This is a genomic window from Kineosporia babensis (genome assembly GCF_021129305.1).
Taxonomy (GTDB): domain Bacteria; phylum Actinomycetota; class Actinomycetes; order Actinomycetales; family Kineosporiaceae; genus Kineosporia; species Kineosporia babensis.
In genome coordinates, this window is record NZ_JAJOMB010000009.1 from 254,327 (window position 1) to 272,643 (window position 18,317).

Sequence of the window (18,317 nt, forward strand, 5' to 3'; positions counted from 1 at the left end):
GCATCCTTGCGAGCGGACCATCGAAGGGGACCCTATGGGTTTTCCCTCAGGAAGGTGACCTTTTTCAGCCTAGGCGCACACAACGTCTCAAATTTCAGGTCTGTCGAAGTGGTACTCCACCCAGCGCATCGGTCAGGTCCTCGGCCCGCACCGGCTTGGACAGGTAGCCGTCCATCCCGGCGTCCGCGCAGGCGTCCCGGTCCTCCTTGGTCACGCTCGCGGTCATCGCGATGATGTGCGGCTGCCGGTCGGGCGGGATCTGGGCCCGGATCGCCCGGGTCGCCTCCAGCCCGTCCATCACCGGCATGTGCATGTCCATCAGCACCACGTCGTAGTCGATCCGCTGCACCGCCTCGACCGCCTCGGCGCCGTTGTTGGCCAGCTCGACGGTGTGCCCGAGCTTGCCCAGCATCAGCCGCCCGACCTTCTGGTTGATCTCGTTGTCCTCCACCAGCAGGATCCGCAGCTTGCCGGCGTTCAGCAGATCGCGTTCCCGGGGAGCGGGCCGATGAGAGACGGGTCGGTTGTCGATAGGTGCGGACGGTTGCGGAATCGTCGGGGCCGGTTGCGCAGGAGGCATGACCTCCGGGGCGAGAACCTGACCCAGTGCCTCGGCCAGCGCCGCACTTCGGATGGGTTTGGTCAGCACCGCCTCGAAAACCTTCTCCTGGCTGCGATCACGCCGACCGATGCTGGACAACAGCACCAGGGGGAGATCCTTGCCGCCGGGCAGCTGCCGCAGCGCCAGGGCCAGCTGCACCCCGTCCATCACCGGCATCGCGTAGTCCAGGATCGCCAGGTCGAACTGCACCCCGCTGCCGATCAGCGCCAGCGCGGCCAGCGGGGAGGCGCTGTCCTGACAGGTCATCCCGTAGCTCTCCAGCTGCAGGCGCAGGATCCGGCGGTTGGTGTCGTTGTCGTCCACGACCAGCACGTGCCGCCCGGCCACGATCGCCGGGGGCCGCTTGCGCAGGGCCTGCGGGCCGTTGAACCGGCCCAGCGAGACCCCGAAGGTGAACTGCGAACCCACCCCGACCTCGCTGGTCACGGTGAGCCGGCCGGCCATCGCCTCGACGATCGCCTTGCTGATCGCCAGGCCCAGGCCGGTGCCGCCGTACAGCCGGGTGGTGGAGGCGTCGACCTGGCTGAACGACTTGAACAGCCGGCCCATGTTCTCCTTCGAGATGCCGATCCCGGTGTCGGCCACGGTGAACCGCAGGCGCAGCCGGTCCGTCGGGGACTCCGCGTCCCAGCTGGCCGGGGCGCTCGGGTCGGGCAGGTCGTCGGGATGCTCCAGCTCCACCTTCAGCAGCACGTCGCCCTCGGCGGTGAACTTGATCGCGTTGCTGACCAGGTTGGTCATCACCTGCCGGAGCCGGGTGACGTCGCCGACCACCACCGCCGGGCAGTCGTCGGACACGTGCGAGACCAGGTCGATGTTCTTCACCGACCCGGCGAACTGGGCGATCGCCCCCTCCACGCACTCGCGCAGCTCGAACGGGTGCTCCTCCAGGTCCAGGTCGCCGGCCTCGATCTTGGAGAAGTCGAGGATGTCGTTGATGATCGCCAGCAGCTGGTCGCCGCTGCTGCGCACGGTGTGCAGCAGCTCGCGCTGCTCGTCGTTCAGCGGGGTCTCCAGGAGCAGCCCGGTCATCCCGATCACCGCGTTCATCGGGGTGCGGATCTCGTGGCTCATCGTGGCCAGGAACGCCGACTTGGCCTTGGTCGCCGCCACCGCCACGTCCCGGGCCTTGGTCATCGCCTCCATCGCGGCGGCCTTCTCGGCCTCGGCCCGGCGCTTCTCGGTCACGTCCAGCGCCACCGTGCAGATCGCGTAGGTCTCCCCGGCCTCGTCCTGCAGCGGGATCCGCACCGTGTCGTACCAGTGCCGGCCGTCCGGCAGGTCGGCGATCTCCACCACCGGCACCGCCCGGTCGATGCCGCGCCGGTCGTTGGCCCGCCAGCGGTCGGCCATCCGGGGATCGATCGCCTCGTCGGTCCTGCCGACGATGTCCGCCTCCGCGATCCCGAAGGCGTCCACGAAGGCCTGGTTGACCATCAGGTAGCGACCCCGCAGGTCCTTCACCGTGATGATCGACTGGTTGTTCTGGATCACCGCCCGCAGCATGTGACTCTGCGCGTCCCGGTCCTTCTCGGCCTGCACCCGGGCGGTGACGTCGGTGACCACTCCGATGTAGCCGGTCACCTCGTCCTCGTCGCCGTCGTGCATCGGGCGCATGGTGACCGAGACGGTGCGCCGGGTGCCGTCCTTGGCGATGTAGGTGCGCGGCCGGGCCAGCGCCGGGTGCCCGGCGTGCTCGACGAACATCGAAAGCCCGAACGGGGTGTTCAGTTCCGCCGCGATCTGCTCCATCTCGAACGGGTCGTGCCAGGTCAGGCCCTTGGTGGTGCCCAGCACCTCGGCCGCGCTCCAGCCCAGCATCCGCTCCGCCCCGCGGTTGAACAGGGTGATCCGGCCCTCGGTGTCGATCGCGATGAAGGCGTGCTCGGTGGAGTCCAGCACCTGCACGAAAAGGTCTCGGGCGCGGCGTAGTTCGCGTTCGGTCTGGCGCAGCTCGGTGATGTCCTGGATGGTGCCGACGATCCGGGCGCCGTCGTGGTCGTTCTCGCGCCGGCCCCGGGCCTGCACGATCCGCACCTCGCCGTCGGCCCGCAGGATCCGGTACTCGATCTCCTCGGCCGGGCCGCCGTCGCGGATCCGCTCGGTGGCCTTGCGGACCCGGTCGCGGTCCTGCGGGTGGTTGAACGCCCGGGCCTGCTCCACCGAGGGGGTCACGCTGCCCGGTTCCACCCCGAAGATCCGGTACAGCTGCGGCGACCACCACGACTGACCGGTGCCCAGATCCACCGTCCAGCTACCCAGTTCGGCGATCTCCTGAGCCTCTTCGAGCTGATTGCCGCGCCGGATCGCCTCGGCGGTGGCGGAGCCGAGCGCGTGCTGCACCATCATCCGGTCGGTGACGTCGCGACCGACCAGCATCAGCTCGGTGACGATGCCGTCCTCGCCCTGGATCGGCAGCAGGGTCACCTCGATCTGCCGGTAGCTGCCGTCGTCGGCCCGCCGGATCCGGGTGGTGAAGTCCCGCCGCTGCCCGGCGTTCACCTCGGTCAGGGCCTGCTGGGCATGGGCCAGGTCGTCGGGGTGGACGATCTGCTCGATGATGTCCTCGGTGGCCATGGCGGTCTCCGGGGTCAGCCCGAGGACGCTGGTGAGGGCGTGGGAGGCGTAGCGCACCCGGCCCTCGGGGGAGAGCCGGGCGATGATGTCCGGCGAGCTCTCCACCAGGGTCCGGTACCGGCTCTCGGACTCGGCCACCCGGGCGATCAGCCGTTGCCGCTCGGCCAGCTCCTGCTCCCGCTCGAACAGCGTGCGGCGCAGCGTGAGCTGGGCCATCACCTGGTCGGAGAGCACGTTCAGCAGTTCCAGCTGGTCCGCGGTGAGCTCGCGCGGCTCGTAGTCGATCACGCAGAGTGTGCCGAGCACCTCGCCGGAGGGCGTCTCGAGCGGGAAACCGGCGTAGAAGCGGATCTTGGGGTCGGCGACGACCAGGGGGTTGTCCGCGAACCGGGGGTCGGTGCGGGCGTCGGCGACGATCACCGGGGCCCGGTCGGCCACCACCCGGTCGCAGAAAGCGGTCTTGCGGTCGCCCTCGCGGTTGGCCATCCCGACGGCGGCCTTGAACCACTGTCGGTGCTCGTCGATCATCGTGATCGTCGAGCTCGGGGTGCGGGCGATCGAGGACGCGACCTTCACCAGGGCGTCGAAGCCCGGCTCGGGGTCGGTGTCGAGCACCCGGTACTCGCTCAGTTCGGCCAGCCGCCGGGCCTCGGCCAGATCCGACTCGGTCAGATCCGCCGCGACCTGGTCCGCCTCGTTCGTCGTGCCCGCTTCGCTCACCGTGCCCGCGCCTTCGCTCTCCTCGGTCACCTCGTGACTATCGGCGCGGGCAGGCCGGTGCTGGACCCCCGGGCGGGCCACATTAGAAGACGATGAGGATCCGGCCCTCGGTGGAACCGGCCCCTGGTGGGCCCCGTTGAATCAGGGACGTCCCGATCGAGTTTCTCTGGAGGCACCAAGTCATGCGCAGTGTGGGTACCAAACGCCCTCTGGCGGTCCGCTCGTTGGTGGCGCTGCCGCTCGCTGCGCTGCTCCTGGCCGGTTGCGGGGAGAGCGGCGACTCGGCCGCCGACCGGATCAACCAGCTCAACGACACCGCCAACGAGCTGAACGAGAGCGCCCAGGACCTGGAGTCCGCGGCCGACAACCTGCCCAACCTGGACGATGCCGAGCAGGCCCTGGAAGAGGCGGCGGCCTCGGTCGGCGAGCGCGGCCAGGCCGAGCTGGCCTGCACCGCGGTGGAGACGGTGGTGAACACCAGCGAGGGCGGCGACACCGAGGCGGCGGCCACCCAGCTGGCCACCACGGTGGCCACGATCTTCAACACCGTCGGGCAGGACGAGGAGGAGGCGGGCAGCTTCGACCTGGACGCGGTGCTGCAGGAGGAGTGCCCGCAGGTGCACGAGGACGCCCTGAGGGTCTCCGAGAAGGACAGCCTGAACCAGCTTTACCGCAACTGACGTACCGAACGGCCCGGGTCTCCTCGCAGGGGATCCGGGCCGTTCCGTTTTGTGCACCTGGTGTGACACCTGTGAATGGCGAGGTAGCCTGCCATTGGCGGCCAACGGGGCTCTGGCCAGGTCAAAGGTGACTTTCAACCGCCTGGGCGATTTACTCGGAGATCACACCGTGTCACATGTTTTTGGTAAGGCTGTCCGCATTCTGGTGGCGGTCCCGCTGGCCGGGCTGATGCTGGCGGGCTGCGGCGCGGGAAGTGACTCGGCCGCCGAGCCGCCGACCAGCGTGGAGGACATCATCGGCGGGCAGGCGAGCGAGTCCCCGGGGGCCTCGGACATCAATTCCCTGCTGGTGTGCGACGCCGTGGAGAGCGCGCTGGCCGATGCCGGTGAGCAGGCCTCGGCCCAGGAGGTGCGCACCCAGCTGCGTAAGACCCTGAACGCCGCGTTCAAGGGCTCGACCACGCCGGACGTGACGATCGCGGACTCGGACGTGGACCGGCTGATGAACAAGGGCTGCCCGGGCGAGCGGGCCAAGGCGCTGACCGCGGCCGACATGGAGGAGCTGGCCAGCCTCTCCGCCCGCCGCTGATCAGGCCGGTACGAGTTCCCGGGCCGGGGGTGCGGGCGTCTTGCGCCGCGGCAGCCAGGCCTGCTCGATGTAGCGGTGGCCCACCTCGGCCGCCAGCAGCGCCCCGCCGACCCCGGTGAGAACGACGAAACCGGCCACCCGGGGCGCGTCCAGGTTCAGCCCGGCCAGGTCGAGCACCAGCTTGACGCTCATCAGCACCGGGCCGTGCAGCGCGTAGATGGCGAACGAGCGGCTGCCCAGCCACTGCACCACCGGCAGGTTGAGCAGTCGCTGGGCCGGGCCGCCGGTCGGCGCCGCCAGGCTCAGCACCAGGGCCATCGACAGCAGCAGCATCGGCAGGAAGCGCAGGTCCCGCACGATCTCGCGCTCCCAGCAGGCCCACACCAGCAGCCCGAGCGAGAGCACGCCGACCGGCATCGCCCCGCGCAGCCGGCCGCGCTCACTCAGGTGGACGTACAGCGCGTAGGTGACCATGCCGGCCCCGAGCCCGCCCAGGCCGCGGCCGAAAGCCACCCAGCCCAGGGTGTTCTCGGCGTCGGCGGGGGTCAGGGTGAGGATCACCGCGCCGGCCACGAACGCGGCCGGGCCGACCAGGGCGCGCAACCGGAACGAGCACACCGCGATCAGGGCGACGATCAGGATGTTGGTCCACAGCTCGATCGACAGCGACCAGGCCGCGGCGTAGCCGGCGAACAGCGGGCCGGTGAAACCCTGGACCAGGAAGAAGCTGCGGATCCAGGCCGGGCCGGTGGCGTCCTCGGCGGTGAAGGCCCCGGCCTCCGGGGTGTGGAACAGGTTGAGGGCCTGGCACAGCGCCACGAAGGCCACTCCGAGCAGGGCGATCGTCCAGGCGGTGAGGTGCAGCGGCATGAACCGGCGCACCCGTAGCTGGGCGAACCGCCACGCCCCCTTCAGGCCGTCGGTACGCAGCATGGTCCGGGCCAGCACGAAGCCGCTGAGCACGAAGAACAGGTCCACCATCAGGTAGCCGCCGGTGATCAGCCGGTCCAGGCTGTCCGGGGCGCCGAGGTCGCGCAGTTCGCGGCGCAGGTGGAAGAAGACCACCGCCAGCGCCGCCAGGCCGCGCAGGCCGTCCAGAGCGGTGAACCGGTTCGCGCCGGACATGTAGTGCCTTTCGCCTCTACTTTCAACGACGACGGAAGGCTAGGTGAACACTGTGAAAATCGCGCGTCGAGATGTGCGGTTTGCCCGACAGTTGGAGTTTATTTTTCATTTCCCTTACAGAGATTTGGGTCTCGCGGCTCTGTGTAGTCGCTCGGCCACCCGGCTCACCGCCGCCGCCAGTTCCGGCGGTTCCAGTACCTCGAACTCCGCCCCGATCAGGCCGAGCCAAGGCGCCATCGACTCCGGGTCCGAGCCCCCGAGGGTGACCACGCACTGGTCGTCTCCTTCGGCCTCGACCAGTTCGGCGGTCGTCCCCAGTCGTTCGGTTACGCTCGGCGCCGCCTCGAACACCCGCACCCGGGCGCTGACCGCCCACTGCACCGACTGGCTGCCTCGCTTCACGAACGCCGCCGCGTCACCGCCGGGCACCTCCCGTTCGGTGAACCGGGCGCCCACGCCCAGCGGATCGCTGATCCGGTCCACCCGGAACGTGCGCCAGTCCTTGCGGTCCAGGTCCCACGCCACCAGGTACCAACGCCGGCCCCAACTGACCAGGCGATGCGGCTCGACCGCCCGCTTGGAGGCATTGCCGGTGTGGTCGGCGTAGGCGAAGCGCACCCGCTCACGATCCCGGCAGGCCGAGGCCAACAACGAAAGCGTGGACGGGTCGACGACCGGGATCTGGGTGGCGCCGGCGCCCGGACCCACCCGCACCGTGTAGGCGCTCAACGCATCCACCCGGCGCCCGAGCCGGGACGGCAGGACCCGCTGGAGCTTGGTCAGGGCCCGCAGCGCACTCTCCTCAAGGCCGGACACTGCACCACCGGCCGCGGTTCTGAGGCTGAGGGCGATGGCCACGGCCTCGTCGTCTTCCAGCAGCAGGGGCGGGAGATCGGCGCCCGCGCCCAGGCGGTAGCCACCGACCGAACCGCGGGTGGCGTCCACTGGGTAGCCCAGCGAGCGAAGTCGTTCTATGTCGTGGCGGATCGTGCGGGTGCTCACGCTCAGCCGCTGGGCCAGTTCCGGGCCGGACCATTCGCGCGGGGTCTGGAGCAGGGACAGCAGTTGCAGCAGGCGCTTGGAGGTCTCGGCCATGCTGACGAGGGTGTCATGGCATCAGGACGAGAACGTTCCTGATGCTGCGGGTGCAGTTCCGGGAGGGACAGTGTTCTCAACCGTTGCGGGGTTCCGGCGCATCCCTTGGGTGGGAGGGGCGGGCACAGGCTGAACTCTGACCAGCCCGGCCGGGCCTCCGACCGGGTGGGCCACCGGGAGTAACCGCGGTCACAGGAATAGCGTCGTGTCTGTGGATCACGAGATCAGAGTGCTGAACGATGCCCAGGAGGTGGGCCGCTCCCTGGAGGTCTTCCTGACCGCCATGGTCGGCCTGCAGCGCATCGACCCGGACAAGATGCCCACCTTCATGGAGCCCGGGCGGACCGTCGGGGCCTACGTGCCCACCGCCAGTCCCAGCGCTGATGTCGCACCGGCCCACACCCAGACCCCGGAACGGCTGGTCGGCACGGCCAGCTCGTTCACCAGCTGGATGGTGGTGCCCGGCGGCAAGAAGGTGCCGCAGGCCGCGGTGACCGACGTGGGGGTGCTGCCCACGCACACCCGGCGCGGGCTGGCCGGCGCACTGATGCGGCACCAGCTGGAGCAGTGCCTGGCCCGCAACGAGGTGATCGCCAGCCTGCGGGCCAGCGAGGCGACGATCTACGAACGCTGGGGCTTCGGCATCGCCAGCAGCGTGGCCTCGGTCGAGATCGCGGTGGGCCAGGCCCGTTTCCGCGACGGGGTGCCCCGGGGCGGCGACGTGCGGCTGGTCGATCTGCGCGAGCGGGCCGATCAGGACCTGCTGGCCCGGATCTACACCGGGGCCAACTGGGTCGGAGCGATCGACCGGCCGAGCTACTGGTGGCGCTCCCGGGCGCACATGCGGCAGCTCAGCAAGGACTTCCACTACGCGGTGGTGCACGGGATCCCCGGGCACGAGGACGGTTTCGCGATCTACACCCCGCAGGACTCGACCGCCTGGTTCCGCTCCAAGGACCGGGCCATCGTGGTCGGCGACTTCGTGGCCAACACCTCGCGCGCCCACTACGGCCTGCTGCGCTACCTGCTCTCGATCGACCTGCTGCAGCGGGTGGTGCTGGACCCGATGCCGCTGGACCACTCGATCGAGAAGCTGCTGGTGGACGAGCGGGCGGTGACCACGCACAGCGCCCGGGACGAGACCTGGCTGCGGCTGGTGGACGTGCAGGCGGCGCTCGCGGCCCGCAGCTACCGTTCGCCGGGGCAGGTGATCATCGAGGTACGCGACCAGCTGCTGCGGGAGAACAACGGCCGCTACATCATCTCCGCCTCGGGGGTGGCCCGGACCGAGCAGCCGCCCGAGATCACCATGGACGTCTCGCAGCTGGCCTGCGTGTACCTGGGCGGGACCAAGTTCTGGCAGCTCGCCCAGGCCGGCCGGATCGCGGTGCACAAGGACGACGGTCTGGCCATGGCCGACTACCTGTTCGGGCTTCGCCGGGCTCCGTTCAGCGGGACCATGTTCTGAGTTCTTGAATTAGGGACGGCTGGAAGTGCACCTTCCAGCCGTCCCCCAGTTCAAACGTCCTCAATCAAGCCCTGGCACCGCGTTCCGCGCCGCCTCCAGCACCGCCCCCGAACGCACAGCCGCGCTTACCCAGCCGATCTCGGGCGCAAGGAAACGATCCGGGCCCGGCCCGGCCACCCCTGTCCGCAAGAAATCCCGTACGGCCGCTGTTCCTGCCGCGGGCTGCAAAGGAGCCCGTAGGTCCAGTGAACGCGCGGCCGTCATCAGTTCGATCGCCAGGACGTCGCGCAGCCCGTCCACCGCGCGGCGCAGCTTACGGGCGGCGTGCCAGCCCATCGAGACGTGGTCCTCCTGCATTGCCGACGACGGGATCGAGTCCACCGACGCGGGCGCGGCCAGCCGCTTCAGCTCCGCCATCAGCCCGGCCGCGGTGTACTGCGCGATCATCAACCCTGAATCCACGCCGGGGGTTTCGGCCAGGAACGGGGGTAGCCCGTCACTGCGCTTGGCGTCCAGATGCCGATCCGTACGGCGCTCGCTGATGCTGGCCAGGTCGGCCACCGCGATCGCCAGGAAGTCCAGGGCGTACGCCACCGGCGCGCCGTGGAAGTTGCCGTTCGACTCCACCCGGCCGTCGTGCGTGACCACGGGATTGTCGATGGCCGCGGTGAGTTCGCGCAGCGCCACCAGCCGGGCGTGCTCCAGGGTGTCGCGGACCGCGCCGTGCACCTGCGGGGCGCAGCGCAGCGAATAGGCATCCTGCACCCGGGTGCAGGCCGGGCCCTGGTGGCTGTCGATGATCGGCGAGTTCTCCAGCAGAATGCGCAGGTTCGCCGCGGACTGCTGCTGTCCGGGATGCGGGCGCAGCCGGGCCAGGTCGGCCGCGAACACCGCGTCGGTCCCCATCAGGGCCTCCACGCTCATCGCGGCGGCCAGGTCGGCCACGGTGACCAGTTCGGTCAGATCGTGCAGGGCGAGCACCAGCATCCCGAGCATGCCGTCGGTGCCGTTGATCAGTGCCAGACCCTCCTTCTCGACCAGCTGCAGCGGCTCGATCCCGGCGGCCGCCAGGGCCTCGGCGGCGGTGGTGAGAGCGCCGGAGGCATCGGTGACCGGGCCTTCGCCGAGCAGGGCCAGGGCGCAGTGGGCCAGCGGGGCCAGGTCTCCGGAACAGCCCAGCGATCCGTATTCGTGCACGACCGGGGTGATTTGGGCATTCAGCAGGGCGGCGTAACTCTGCGCGGTGATCGGCCGGACACCGGTCCGCCCGGTGGCCATGGTGGACAGGCGTTGCAGCATCAGGGCCCGCACCACCTCGGTCTCCACGGCCGGGCCGGCCCCCGCGGCGTGCGAGCGGATCAGCCCGGCCTGCAACTGGGCCCGGGCCGGGAGCGGGATGAACGTGGTGGCCAGAGCGCCGAAACCGGTCGAGATGCCATAGTGCGGTTCGACGTCCTCGGCCAGGTCGGCGATCACCGCGCGGGAGTGGGCGATCGCCTCCAGCGCGGCCTGGTTCAGCTCCACCCGGGCGCCGTGCCGGGCCACCGCCACCACGTCCTCGGTGCTCAGCGGCCCGATGCCCAGCTCTACTGTCGTAAGGGAAATCGTCACGGCGTGATTCGATCGCGTCGGCCGCGTCCGGACAAGAGGTGATGCGGATGAGGAGGCTGGGGATTATCCACCGTTCGGGGTGGAGGCCTCCGGCGATTCGGCCGGGAAAGGATCAGCAGGGAGTGACATTCTTGACCGATGGTGTGGCTGAGAGTGAGCGAAACATGTGCCGTCCTCCGCGCCGCGACGACGCTGACCGTCGCCGGGGCGAGTCTCGGATTCTCTCTGATCGGTTCGCCCGGAACGGCTTTCGCTGATTCCGGGGCGCGGGAGATCGGGCGCAGTCCGGGTCGCGAGGTCGTTCAGTTCGCGCCGAACGCCGTCTCGGTCACGTTCAGTACGGAACTGCGTGAGTCCGGGGCCTCGCTGAGCATCAGCACCAAGAACGGTGAGGTCGGCCGGGGCAAGGTCTCGACCGCCGACGGTGCGCTGCGCCGCGATCTGGTCAAGGGCGCGCCCAACGGCGAGTACCTGATCGAGTGGAAGGCCGTGGCGAAGAACGGCGAGAAGATGTCCGGCACGTTCAGTTTCACCGCCGGTCATCCGAACGACGATCCGCTGATCACCGGCGAACCTACCCCCGATCAGGAGACCGGCGAGACTGCCCAGCCACCTACGTCCTCTGATCTGGACCCCACGGCGACGCCTTCCCCGAAGGCCACCGACCCCACTAAGGCCAATCGCGGCGACATGTACGTGATCCCGCCTGCCCGGAGCCAGGAACCCCCCTCTGGCGGATCCTACGGTTCCCCTCTGCTTGCGCTGGCGGTCGGCGCCCTGCTGGTGATCGCTTCCGGGCTGGTCAGCCGCCGGCACGGACCGGTTGTGGCCGAGCGGCTGACCATCCGCACCCGGCGCGGCGTCTACTCGGTCTGAGATCCGGTTGCGACCTGCTCCTCCTGGCCCGTGATCTGGGGCAGGGGGAGCAGTCGCAGTTCCAGGGGGATCTGGTCGAGATCGATGACCCGGCCGCTGGCCGCCACGTAGGTTTTGGTCGAATTGAGGACGTTGTTGCTGGGTGACGCCGGTGCGTTGCCGGAGTCGGTGGCCGGGTCGTCCTCGTTCTCGATGGAGCCGGGCTCGGGCAACGTGATCCGGCGCCGGACCGGGCCGGGCTGAGCGCTCGGGGTTTTGGAGTCGGGCCTGTCTGGCCGGGGACTCGGGGCAGCGGGCATCCGGCTGCGGCGGTTCATCCGGAGCACTGTGCGGCCGACGCGGTTGAGCATCAGGGTGAGCGGGGAGTGCGGCGCCCGGATCAGCGTGACCACCAGCCAGGCCGAGACCAGGTACAGCGGCAGGAAATACATCGTGGCCAGCAGATCGGCGTACCAGCCGCAGGCCACGAACGCGGCGAGAGCCAGGATCGGTGCGCTCCGCGAGGTGCGGATGTGCTGACGGAGCGTCGGACGGTGGGCCGGTACCCGGATCGAACCGGTGTTCATCCGCAGCCAGTACACGGTCAGGGTTCCGGTTCCGAGTGCCGCCAGGGCCCTTCCCAGCCAACTCAGGCCGACTGAGGCGGTGCTGGCCGGGTCGAGGCTGATCAGGAGTGCGGCCCCGCCGATGGCGGCACCCCCGGCCAGCAACGGACCGATGCCGAACCTCCAAAGCCCACGGCGGTCCGCGGGAGTTCGCCAGGCCAGACGTACCCCGGCCAGCATGAGGAAGAGGTCGAGGCCCAGGGCGTAGCTGTTCTGGTTTTTGAAGGGCTGCTCGAGCAGGGGGGCGAGAACACCGACGAGGCCTATCGGGAGGGCCAGGGTGGCCAGGCCGACGAGGGCCGGGAGCAGGGGTTGCGGCCTGGCGGTGGCGATGAGGGGGAGTTTGGTGGTTACGGGCTCGGCAGGGGGTATTTCTGTTTCTGGGTGGCTGACAGTTGCGTCGGCTTCGCCCACCTGAACTGACCGGCTCGCCGGGGTTGCCTGGCTGACCCGGGGTGTCTTGCCTACGGGGTGTGCCTGACCCGCCTGGGGCGCTCCGCTTACCTGTCGTGTTTCGTCTGTCTGAGGTGTCGTGTCGGGCTGGGGTGTCTCTCTCGCCTGGACTGTTTCGCTCGCCGGAACTGCTTCGCCCATCTGGAGTGTCTCACCCAGCTGGGGCGCTACCCGGATCTGCCCTGTCGCGACGGCCTGGTGTGGTGCGCCGACCTGGACAGCTTCGCCCGCCTGAGATGCTTCTCCAGCCTGGCGTGTCGCGCTGACTTGGACTGTTTCGCCCGCCGGAACTGTTTCGCCCATCTGGAGTGTCTCACCCAGCTGGGGCGTTACCCGGATCTGCCCTGTCGCGACGGCCTGGTGTGGTGCGCCGACCTGGACAGCTTCGCCCGCCTGAAATGCTTCTCCAGCCTGGCGTGTCGCGCTGACTTGGACTCTTTCGCCCGCCGGAACTGTTTCGCCCATCTCGCGTGTCTTGCCCGCCGGGTGCGCCTCTCCCGCCTGACCTGCGTTGGCTGCCTTGGCGACGTGAGTTGTCGGCCCGGCCCGCCCCACCTCGGCTGGCGGAGTTGCCTCGGTCCGGGGTGCTGCGGCGTTCTGGGGCGATTCGGACGTGGCAGTCTTTCGGCGAAGTGCTGCTTTGCCGGAGGTTTCGCCCTCGCTCTGAGCCGGCTTCTGGCCCGGCCCGTTCTGCGTCTTCGGGGCTCGCGCCGTCTTGGCGTTCCTGATCTTCTTGGTCGGTGTGCGCTTGGTCCTTGGCGCCTTGCTGGTCTGGGCGGTCTGCCCGTTCCTGGTTTCCGTGACCACCGCGGCGCCGCTGGTCGACTCCGCGGCCGGGCCGACGTCCTCTGGTTGCTCCTGGTCCGGCCCGGGACGGGTGGCGGCGTTCATCAAAAACGGGACCCTTTCGGCCGGAGCGGACACCTGTGCCTGGCGAGGGGTGCCGCCTCGCCGGGCCCGCTGACGACTGCCCACTGCTGGAGCCCGGGCGTCCCCTCACAGGCCGCGAGCGCAGCCTATGGATCAACCCGGCGTAATCGAACCTCACACTGGGTGCGACGTGCGGGTAGGTCCGGATATCCGCTGTTCGACCCAGCCGCCCACCGCCCGCCTTGCCCCTGGTGCGGTGCACTGATCCCTGTTCGGCTGTCCTCCGCATGGGGTTCGTCCGGCCGGGCGGTCGCTGCCCTTCGGCTCTGTCCGACTTGACCCAGGGCTGATCCCAAGTTGTCGGTGGAGACGGTTATGGTCTGTCCATGATTCCGACGCGTGGAGCGATCCGGCTGACCCGGGCGGCGATGTTCTCGCTGTCCGCGGCCGGCCTGGCGATCGCCGCCCACGCCGCCGGAGGAGAAGCGGTCAGCCTGCCGGTGGCCCTGGCCTGTGTCCCGGCCGTCATGCTCGTGGTCAACCTGCTCGCCGCCCGGCGGCGCGGGCCGGTGTCCCTGGTCCTGGCCATGGCCGGCACCCAGTTCCTGCTGCACGCCGCCCTCATGGCCGCCGATCTGGCCGCCGGCTGCCGGATGTCCGCCCAGCACCTGAGCAGCCTGGCCGCAGCCGGCCCGGGCTCCGCCTCGGCTGCCACAGCTTCCGGGCACACCGCCGTCACCACCGCCACCTGCGACGCAACGGCCATGGCCGGGCACCAGGCCTCAGACATGTTCACGATGTCGCCGCGCATGTTCGCCGCCCACGCCCTCTCCGCCACCCTGCTCGCCCTGCTCCTGGCCAAGGGCGAGGCCGCCATCTGGGCCCTCACCAGCAGCCTGAGCTTCCGGCTCACCCTGCCGCGGATCCCCGAGCTGCCCCCGGCCCGCCGAGCCCTGCCCGTCCTCGTTCGCGAGGCCTTGCTGCCCCAGGCCGACGTGCCCCGCCAAAGCGTCCGACGGCGTGGCCCACCCGCCCTCGTCCCGCGCCTTTACCCCTGCTGAGTTCAGTTCTGCACCGATCTTCGGCCTGCGTCGGGCTTCGGCCTGCACCGATCTGCTTCGGCCTGCTGAGCCCAGTTCTGCACCGGGTCTCGGCCTTCACCAGGCTTCGGCTTGCGTCGGGCTTGGGCTTGCGTCGGGCTTCGGCCTGCGCGGAGATTCGATCTGCGTCGGGCTTCAGCCGCTGCCTGCTTTGCTGGTGGTCTGATTCAGCTGTGGCCCGCGTTGATCCTGATCTGCGGCGGGTCGTGGCCTGAGGTGGGTCTTGGCCGGCGCTGAGCCGTGGTCTGGGTCGGTCTCGGCTCTGGTCAGGCCGGACTGGTTTCGCGCCTGGTCTGTGCCGGTCTCGGTCGGCGCTGATCTGGAGTGGCGTTGGTCTGGAGTGGCGTTGGTCTGGAGTGACGCTGATCTGGAGCGGTGCTGGGGGCCATGGTCTGCGTTGACCTTGGCCGGGGCTGATCCGGGCCGGTGTTCAGCTGTAGCCCGCATCGATCCGGATCCTGCTGTGGCCTGTGTCGGCCTTCGACCAGCGTTGTGTCGTGGTCTGGGTCGGTCTCGGCCCTGGTTTGGCCCCGATTGGCGTCGAGCCTGGTCTGTGCTGGTCTCGGCCAGCGCTGACCTGGAGTGGTGCTGATCTGGAGCGGTGCTGGTCCGGAGTGGTGTTGGTCTGGAGCGGTGCTGGGGGCCATGGTCTGCGTTGACCTTGGCCCGGGCTGATCCGGACCGGTGTTGGTTCGTCGCTGGTATTGATCCGGATCCTGCGGTGGGCCACGCACGGCCGGTGTCGGGTCTAGGCCAGTGCTGTGCCGTGGTCTGGGTTGGTCTCGGCCTGTTGGCCTTGGTCTGTGACCTGGACCGGGACTGACCTGGACCGGGACTGACCTGGACCGGGACTGACCTGGACCGGCGCTGAACCCATGGTCCTGAACTGAACTCAAGCTGTGCTGAGCATCGAGTTGAGCCGTGACCTGCACCGAGCCTCGAATGACGCCGGACGTGGCCCGAGCCCGGGCTACGACTCGTGCTGTTTCCCGGCCGGGCTCAGTGCCGTTCAGCCAACCGCAGCTCGGCCTTGGCACCCATGACCTCCAAGCTCGGATCGGGAAGACAAAGCAACGTCACAGCGTCTTTTGTCTTCCCGGTGTTCTGGAAACCACCTAAGGCGGCCGGTGAGCCGTCCATCATTGACCTGCTTACAGAGAGATTGAGAACGATGTCGCACAATCGCGTTTCCCTGGCCGCCCGCGCCGGGGCCACCCTCTTCGCCGCCGCCGCGATCAGCCTGGCCGGTGCGGCCGTGGCCGAGGCCCATGTACGGGTCACGCCGGACAGCACCGCCGAGGGCGGCTACTCGCGCCTCACTTTCCGGGTGCCCAACGAGTCCGACACCGCCGGCACCACGTCCGTCGCGGTCAGCCTGCCCACCGACACCCCGTTCAGCTCGGTGATGACCAAGCCGGTTCCGGGGTGGAAGGCCGAGGTCGTCGAGGCAGAGCTGCCCGAGCCGATCGAGGTGGACGGGGCGACGGTCACCAAGGCTCCGGCCACGGTCACCTGGACCGCCGAGGGGGACACCCAGATCAACCCGGGGGAGTACCAGGAGTTCTCCATCTCGGTCGGCCCGCTGCCGAAGATGGGTACCACGATCGAGCTGCCGACCAAGCAGACGTACTCCGACGGCGAGGTCGCGGACTGGAACCAGCCCACGGTCGAGGGTGAGGAAGAGCCCGAGAGCCCGGCGCCGGCGTTCGAGGTCACGGCGGTTGAGGCGGGCGGTCACCACGCAGCAGCGGCCACCGACGCTGACGCCGAGGAAGCGGACGAGGAGACGGCGGACGCGAGCAGCTCCGACTCGGCGGCCCGCTGGCTGGGTGCGGGCGGTCTGGCCGTAGGTGTTGCCGGTCTGGCGTTCGGTGCGCTGGCCTGGCGCCGGGCCTCGGCTGTCCAGAACAACAAGTAAGGGGAACCGGTGATGAACAGCGGTAAGAAGCGACTGGGCGCCAAGTTCGCCGCCGTACTGGCCCTGGTGCTGTCCGGCCTGGTGCTCGGGGCCGGCCCGGCCTTGGCGCACGACGCGCTGACCGAGTCGAACCCGGAAGACGGCTCCACCGTGAAGACCCTGCCGGACGAGATCGAGCTGATCTTCAACAACAACCCGCTCGCGCTCGGTTCGGTGGTGCGGATCGAGGGCCCGGACGGTGACGTCACCGAGGGCAAGCCGAAGATCGTGGACGAGACGGTCAGCCAGGCGATCGCGCCCGGTGCGGCGGCCGGTGAGTACCAGGTCCAGTGGCGGGTGACCTCGTCGGACGGCCACCCGATCTCCGGCGAATTCTCGTTCACCGCCGAGGCCGGTAACGAGGCACCGGCCACGGTCGAACCCACGGCCGAGGCCACCGAGACCACGGTGGCCGAGACCACCGCCCCGGCCGAGACGGCTACCGAAGTTGCTACCGAGAGCACCAGCGCAGAAGCAGATTCCGGCGGCACCTCGCCGGTCCTGATCATCACCCTGGCGGTGCTCGCCGTGGTGATTCTCGGTGCCGTGGTGTACGTGTTCGTGCTGGCCCCCAAGCGCTCCAGCGAGAACTGACCAAGCGGACCGGCCCGCTCGTCCAACCGGGCGGGCCGGTCAGCGCGGTTCCGGCAGAACCACCGTCACCCGACGGTTCTCGCGGCGCCCGGCGTCGGTGACGTTCGGCCGGCGCGGGCTTCGCTCGCCGAAACCCTGCACTTCCAGACGCACATCCACCTGGTCCAAGCGGTCGCTCAGAGCCTGGGCCACGGCCATCGCCCGTCGCTTGGACAGCTTCAGGTTCTCCGCCCGGCTGCCCACACTGTCGGTGTACCCGTTCACCTGAATGCTTCCCTGCACACCGATTTCGCGGATGTGCCCGGCCAGCGCGTCGAGTCGGTTGCCGGACTTCGGCGACACCTCGAACGAGCCGGACCGGAAGAGCAGGTCGGACAAGAACGTGTATTCGCGCCCAGGCTGCACGGTCGGCACGACGTGGGGCTTCTGCTTGGAGACGATGAGCGCGCCGGAGCTGGACCCGTCACCGCCCGCTCGGGGAGCGTCGGTGACAGACGGAAGGCTTGCCCCCAGCTGATCCGCAACCGAAGAGCCGGCGGAGGAACCCGTCACCGCAGAAGACGTTTGCTGCACCGGAACAATCACATTCACCACCACCCAAGCCAGCAGAGCCAGCGCGGCCAATGCCATCAGCACGCCCGCCAGCGCAGCCCGATGCCGCCCCCACCAGACCGCACGCCAGCTCAAAGGCGGTGGCCGATCTACCTCAGCCGCTGGCGCTACAGGGGGATCCGGAGCTGAAGCCTGAAGCACCTGCACCCCGCGCTCTTCCCGCGAACGCGCCACCGCAATCAGCGCACTCGCCACCCCGCCAGCCGAATTCACTCCCTCCGGATCGTGCAGCGCCGCCCAGTCCAGCCACAAGGTGAGCTTGCGAACCAGTCCGTCGGCACCGAACTCGGCCACCGCCCGCAACGGCATCCGAACCCTTGCAGCCGACTCTGAAGTAGTTCGTCGCGGCACTAGCCTCGCCTCGACCACGGCCTCCTCGGAGACTTCACCGGTCGAGATCAGCCGCCGCGAAGGTGCCCAGGCGAGTTCCCGAACCAGCGCCGACAGTTCCTGACCCGCGCGCCGGAGTTCATCGTGCCCTCGAAACACAAGATCACCTTCGCGCCGGGGCACCCGCAGGCAGGCGTCATGGCTAAAGCAAAGGACGAGCGCGTCCAGATCGCATTCGATCAGCGAGTCGCGTAGTTGCTTGAGTGGATCGCGATGGGGCGAGGCATCAGCATCGAGACCGTCGCCTGGCGAGGAGCCAGGATTCACGTCCATCACGTGCGTCCCACGGGTGCTCGTCCTGCCGGGCAAAGGGACAGTTCTGCCGGAGCGCGCACGGAGAAAGACTGAGTGCTACCGGTATCGCTGCGCAAGC

General features: G+C 69.3%; 13 protein-coding genes. 7 read left to right on the forward strand and 6 right to left on the reverse strand.

The annotated features are described in order from the left end of the window. Window positions 1–94 precede the first annotated feature (94 nt). Complete coding sequence (locus LR394_RS18735) at window positions 95–3,949, reverse strand: PAS domain S-box protein (protein WP_231443680.1); 3,855 nt, start codon at window positions 3,947–3,949, stop codon at window positions 95–97. A 152-nt stretch (window positions 3,950–4,101) separates the two neighbouring features. On the opposite strand from LR394_RS18735, the gene LR394_RS18740 reads away from it, so the two are divergent. Both LR394_RS18740 and LR394_RS18745 read left to right on the forward strand, forming a co-directional pair. Then, window positions 4,102–4,599 (forward strand): hypothetical protein, encoded by a 498-nt coding sequence (locus LR394_RS18740; RefSeq protein ID WP_231443682.1) that lies wholly within the window; start codon window positions 4,102–4,104, stop codon window positions 4,597–4,599. Window positions 4,600–4,768: 169 nt separating this feature from the next. Next, complete coding sequence (locus LR394_RS18745) at window positions 4,769–5,188, forward strand: hypothetical protein (RefSeq protein WP_231443684.1); 420 nt, start codon at window positions 4,769–4,771, stop codon at window positions 5,186–5,188. On the opposite strand, the gene LR394_RS18750 is transcribed toward LR394_RS18745, so the two are convergent. After that, window positions 5,189–6,313: an acyltransferase family protein gene (locus LR394_RS18750; protein WP_231443686.1), complete on the reverse strand. Its 1,125-nt coding sequence runs from the start codon at window positions 6,311–6,313 to the stop codon at window positions 5,189–5,191. It abuts the gene before it with no gap. Between the two features lie 114 nt (window positions 6,314–6,427). Further along, window positions 6,428–7,408, reverse strand: a complete 981-nt coding sequence (locus LR394_RS18755; RefSeq protein ID WP_231443688.1) for a helix-turn-helix transcriptional regulator — start codon at window positions 7,406–7,408, stop codon at window positions 6,428–6,430. 205 nt (window positions 7,409–7,613) lie between these two features. Here LR394_RS18755 and LR394_RS18760 point away from each other — a divergent pair, with 205 nt between their 5' ends. After that, window positions 7,614–8,876 (forward strand): GNAT family N-acetyltransferase, encoded by a 1,263-nt coding sequence (locus LR394_RS18760; RefSeq protein WP_231443690.1) that lies wholly within the window; start codon window positions 7,614–7,616, stop codon window positions 8,874–8,876. A gap of 60 nt (window positions 8,877–8,936) precedes the next feature. Here the strand turns inward: LR394_RS18760 and hutH are convergent, their stop codons facing one another. Beyond that, window positions 8,937–10,481 carry a histidine ammonia-lyase gene (gene hutH / locus LR394_RS18765; protein WP_331283082.1) on the reverse strand — a complete coding sequence of 515 codons (1,545 nt, stop codon included), beginning with the start codon at window positions 10,479–10,481 and terminating at the stop codon, window positions 8,937–8,939. 159 nt (window positions 10,482–10,640) lie between these two features. Between hutH and LR394_RS18770 the strand changes: the two genes are divergently transcribed. Beyond that, on the forward strand, window positions 10,641–11,363 hold the full coding sequence (locus LR394_RS18770) for a copper resistance CopC family protein (protein WP_231443694.1): 723 nt from the start codon (window positions 10,641–10,643) through the stop codon (window positions 11,361–11,363). Here the strand turns inward: LR394_RS18770 and LR394_RS18775 are convergent. Continuing rightward, window positions 11,351–12,382: a hypothetical protein gene (locus LR394_RS18775; RefSeq protein WP_231443696.1), complete on the reverse strand. Its 1,032-nt coding sequence runs from the start codon at window positions 12,380–12,382 to the stop codon at window positions 11,351–11,353. The genes LR394_RS18770 and LR394_RS18775 overlap by 13 nt on opposite strands. Before the next feature lie 1,295 nt (window positions 12,383–13,677). Between LR394_RS18775 and LR394_RS18780 the strand changes: the two genes are divergently transcribed. The 3 genes from LR394_RS18780 to LR394_RS18790 all read left to right on the forward strand — a co-directional run bounded on the left by LR394_RS18780 (window position 13,678) and on the right by LR394_RS18790 (window position 16,942). Next, window positions 13,678–14,352, forward strand: a complete 675-nt coding sequence (locus LR394_RS18780) for a hypothetical protein (protein WP_231443698.1) — start codon at window positions 13,678–13,680, stop codon at window positions 14,350–14,352. Between the two features lie 1,210 nt (window positions 14,353–15,562). Then, window positions 15,563–16,309 (forward strand): YcnI family copper-binding membrane protein, encoded by a 747-nt coding sequence (locus LR394_RS18785; RefSeq protein ID WP_231443700.1) that lies wholly within the window; start codon window positions 15,563–15,565, stop codon window positions 16,307–16,309. A 12-nt stretch (window positions 16,310–16,321) separates the two neighbouring features. After that, window positions 16,322–16,942 (forward strand): copper resistance CopC family protein, encoded by a 621-nt coding sequence (locus LR394_RS18790; protein WP_231443702.1) that lies wholly within the window; start codon window positions 16,322–16,324, stop codon window positions 16,940–16,942. Window positions 16,943–16,981: 39 nt separating this feature from the next. Here the strand turns inward: LR394_RS18790 and LR394_RS41785 are convergent, their stop codons facing one another. Then, window positions 16,982–18,217 (reverse strand): OmpA family protein, encoded by a 1,236-nt coding sequence (locus LR394_RS41785; RefSeq protein ID WP_269329419.1) that lies wholly within the window; start codon window positions 18,215–18,217, stop codon window positions 16,982–16,984. Window positions 18,218–18,317: the final 100 nt, after the last annotated feature.

Excerpts from the sequence above, each read along its gene's own strand:
- LR394_RS18740 (WP_231443682.1), top strand. The coding sequence starts at position 4,102 with ATGCGCAGTGTGGGTACCAAACGCCCTCTGGCGGTCCGCTCGTTGGTG.
- LR394_RS18750 (WP_231443686.1), bottom strand. The coding sequence starts at position 6,313 with ATGTCCGGCGCGAACCGGTTCACCGCTCTGGACGGCCTGCGCGGCCTG.
- LR394_RS41785 (WP_269329419.1), bottom strand. The coding sequence starts at position 18,217 with ATGGACGTGAATCCTGGCTCCTCGCCAGGCGACGGTCTCGATGCTGAT.
- LR394_RS18755 (WP_231443688.1), bottom strand. The coding sequence starts at position 7,408 with ATGGCCGAGACCTCCAAGCGCCTGCTGCAACTGCTGTCCCTGCTCCAG.
- LR394_RS18790 (WP_231443702.1), top strand. The coding sequence starts at position 16,322 with ATGAACAGCGGTAAGAAGCGACTGGGCGCCAAGTTCGCCGCCGTACTG.
- LR394_RS18780 (WP_231443698.1), top strand. The coding sequence starts at position 13,678 with ATGATTCCGACGCGTGGAGCGATCCGGCTGACCCGGGCGGCGATGTTC.
- LR394_RS18785 (WP_231443700.1), top strand. The coding sequence starts at position 15,563 with ATGTCGCACAATCGCGTTTCCCTGGCCGCCCGCGCCGGGGCCACCCTC.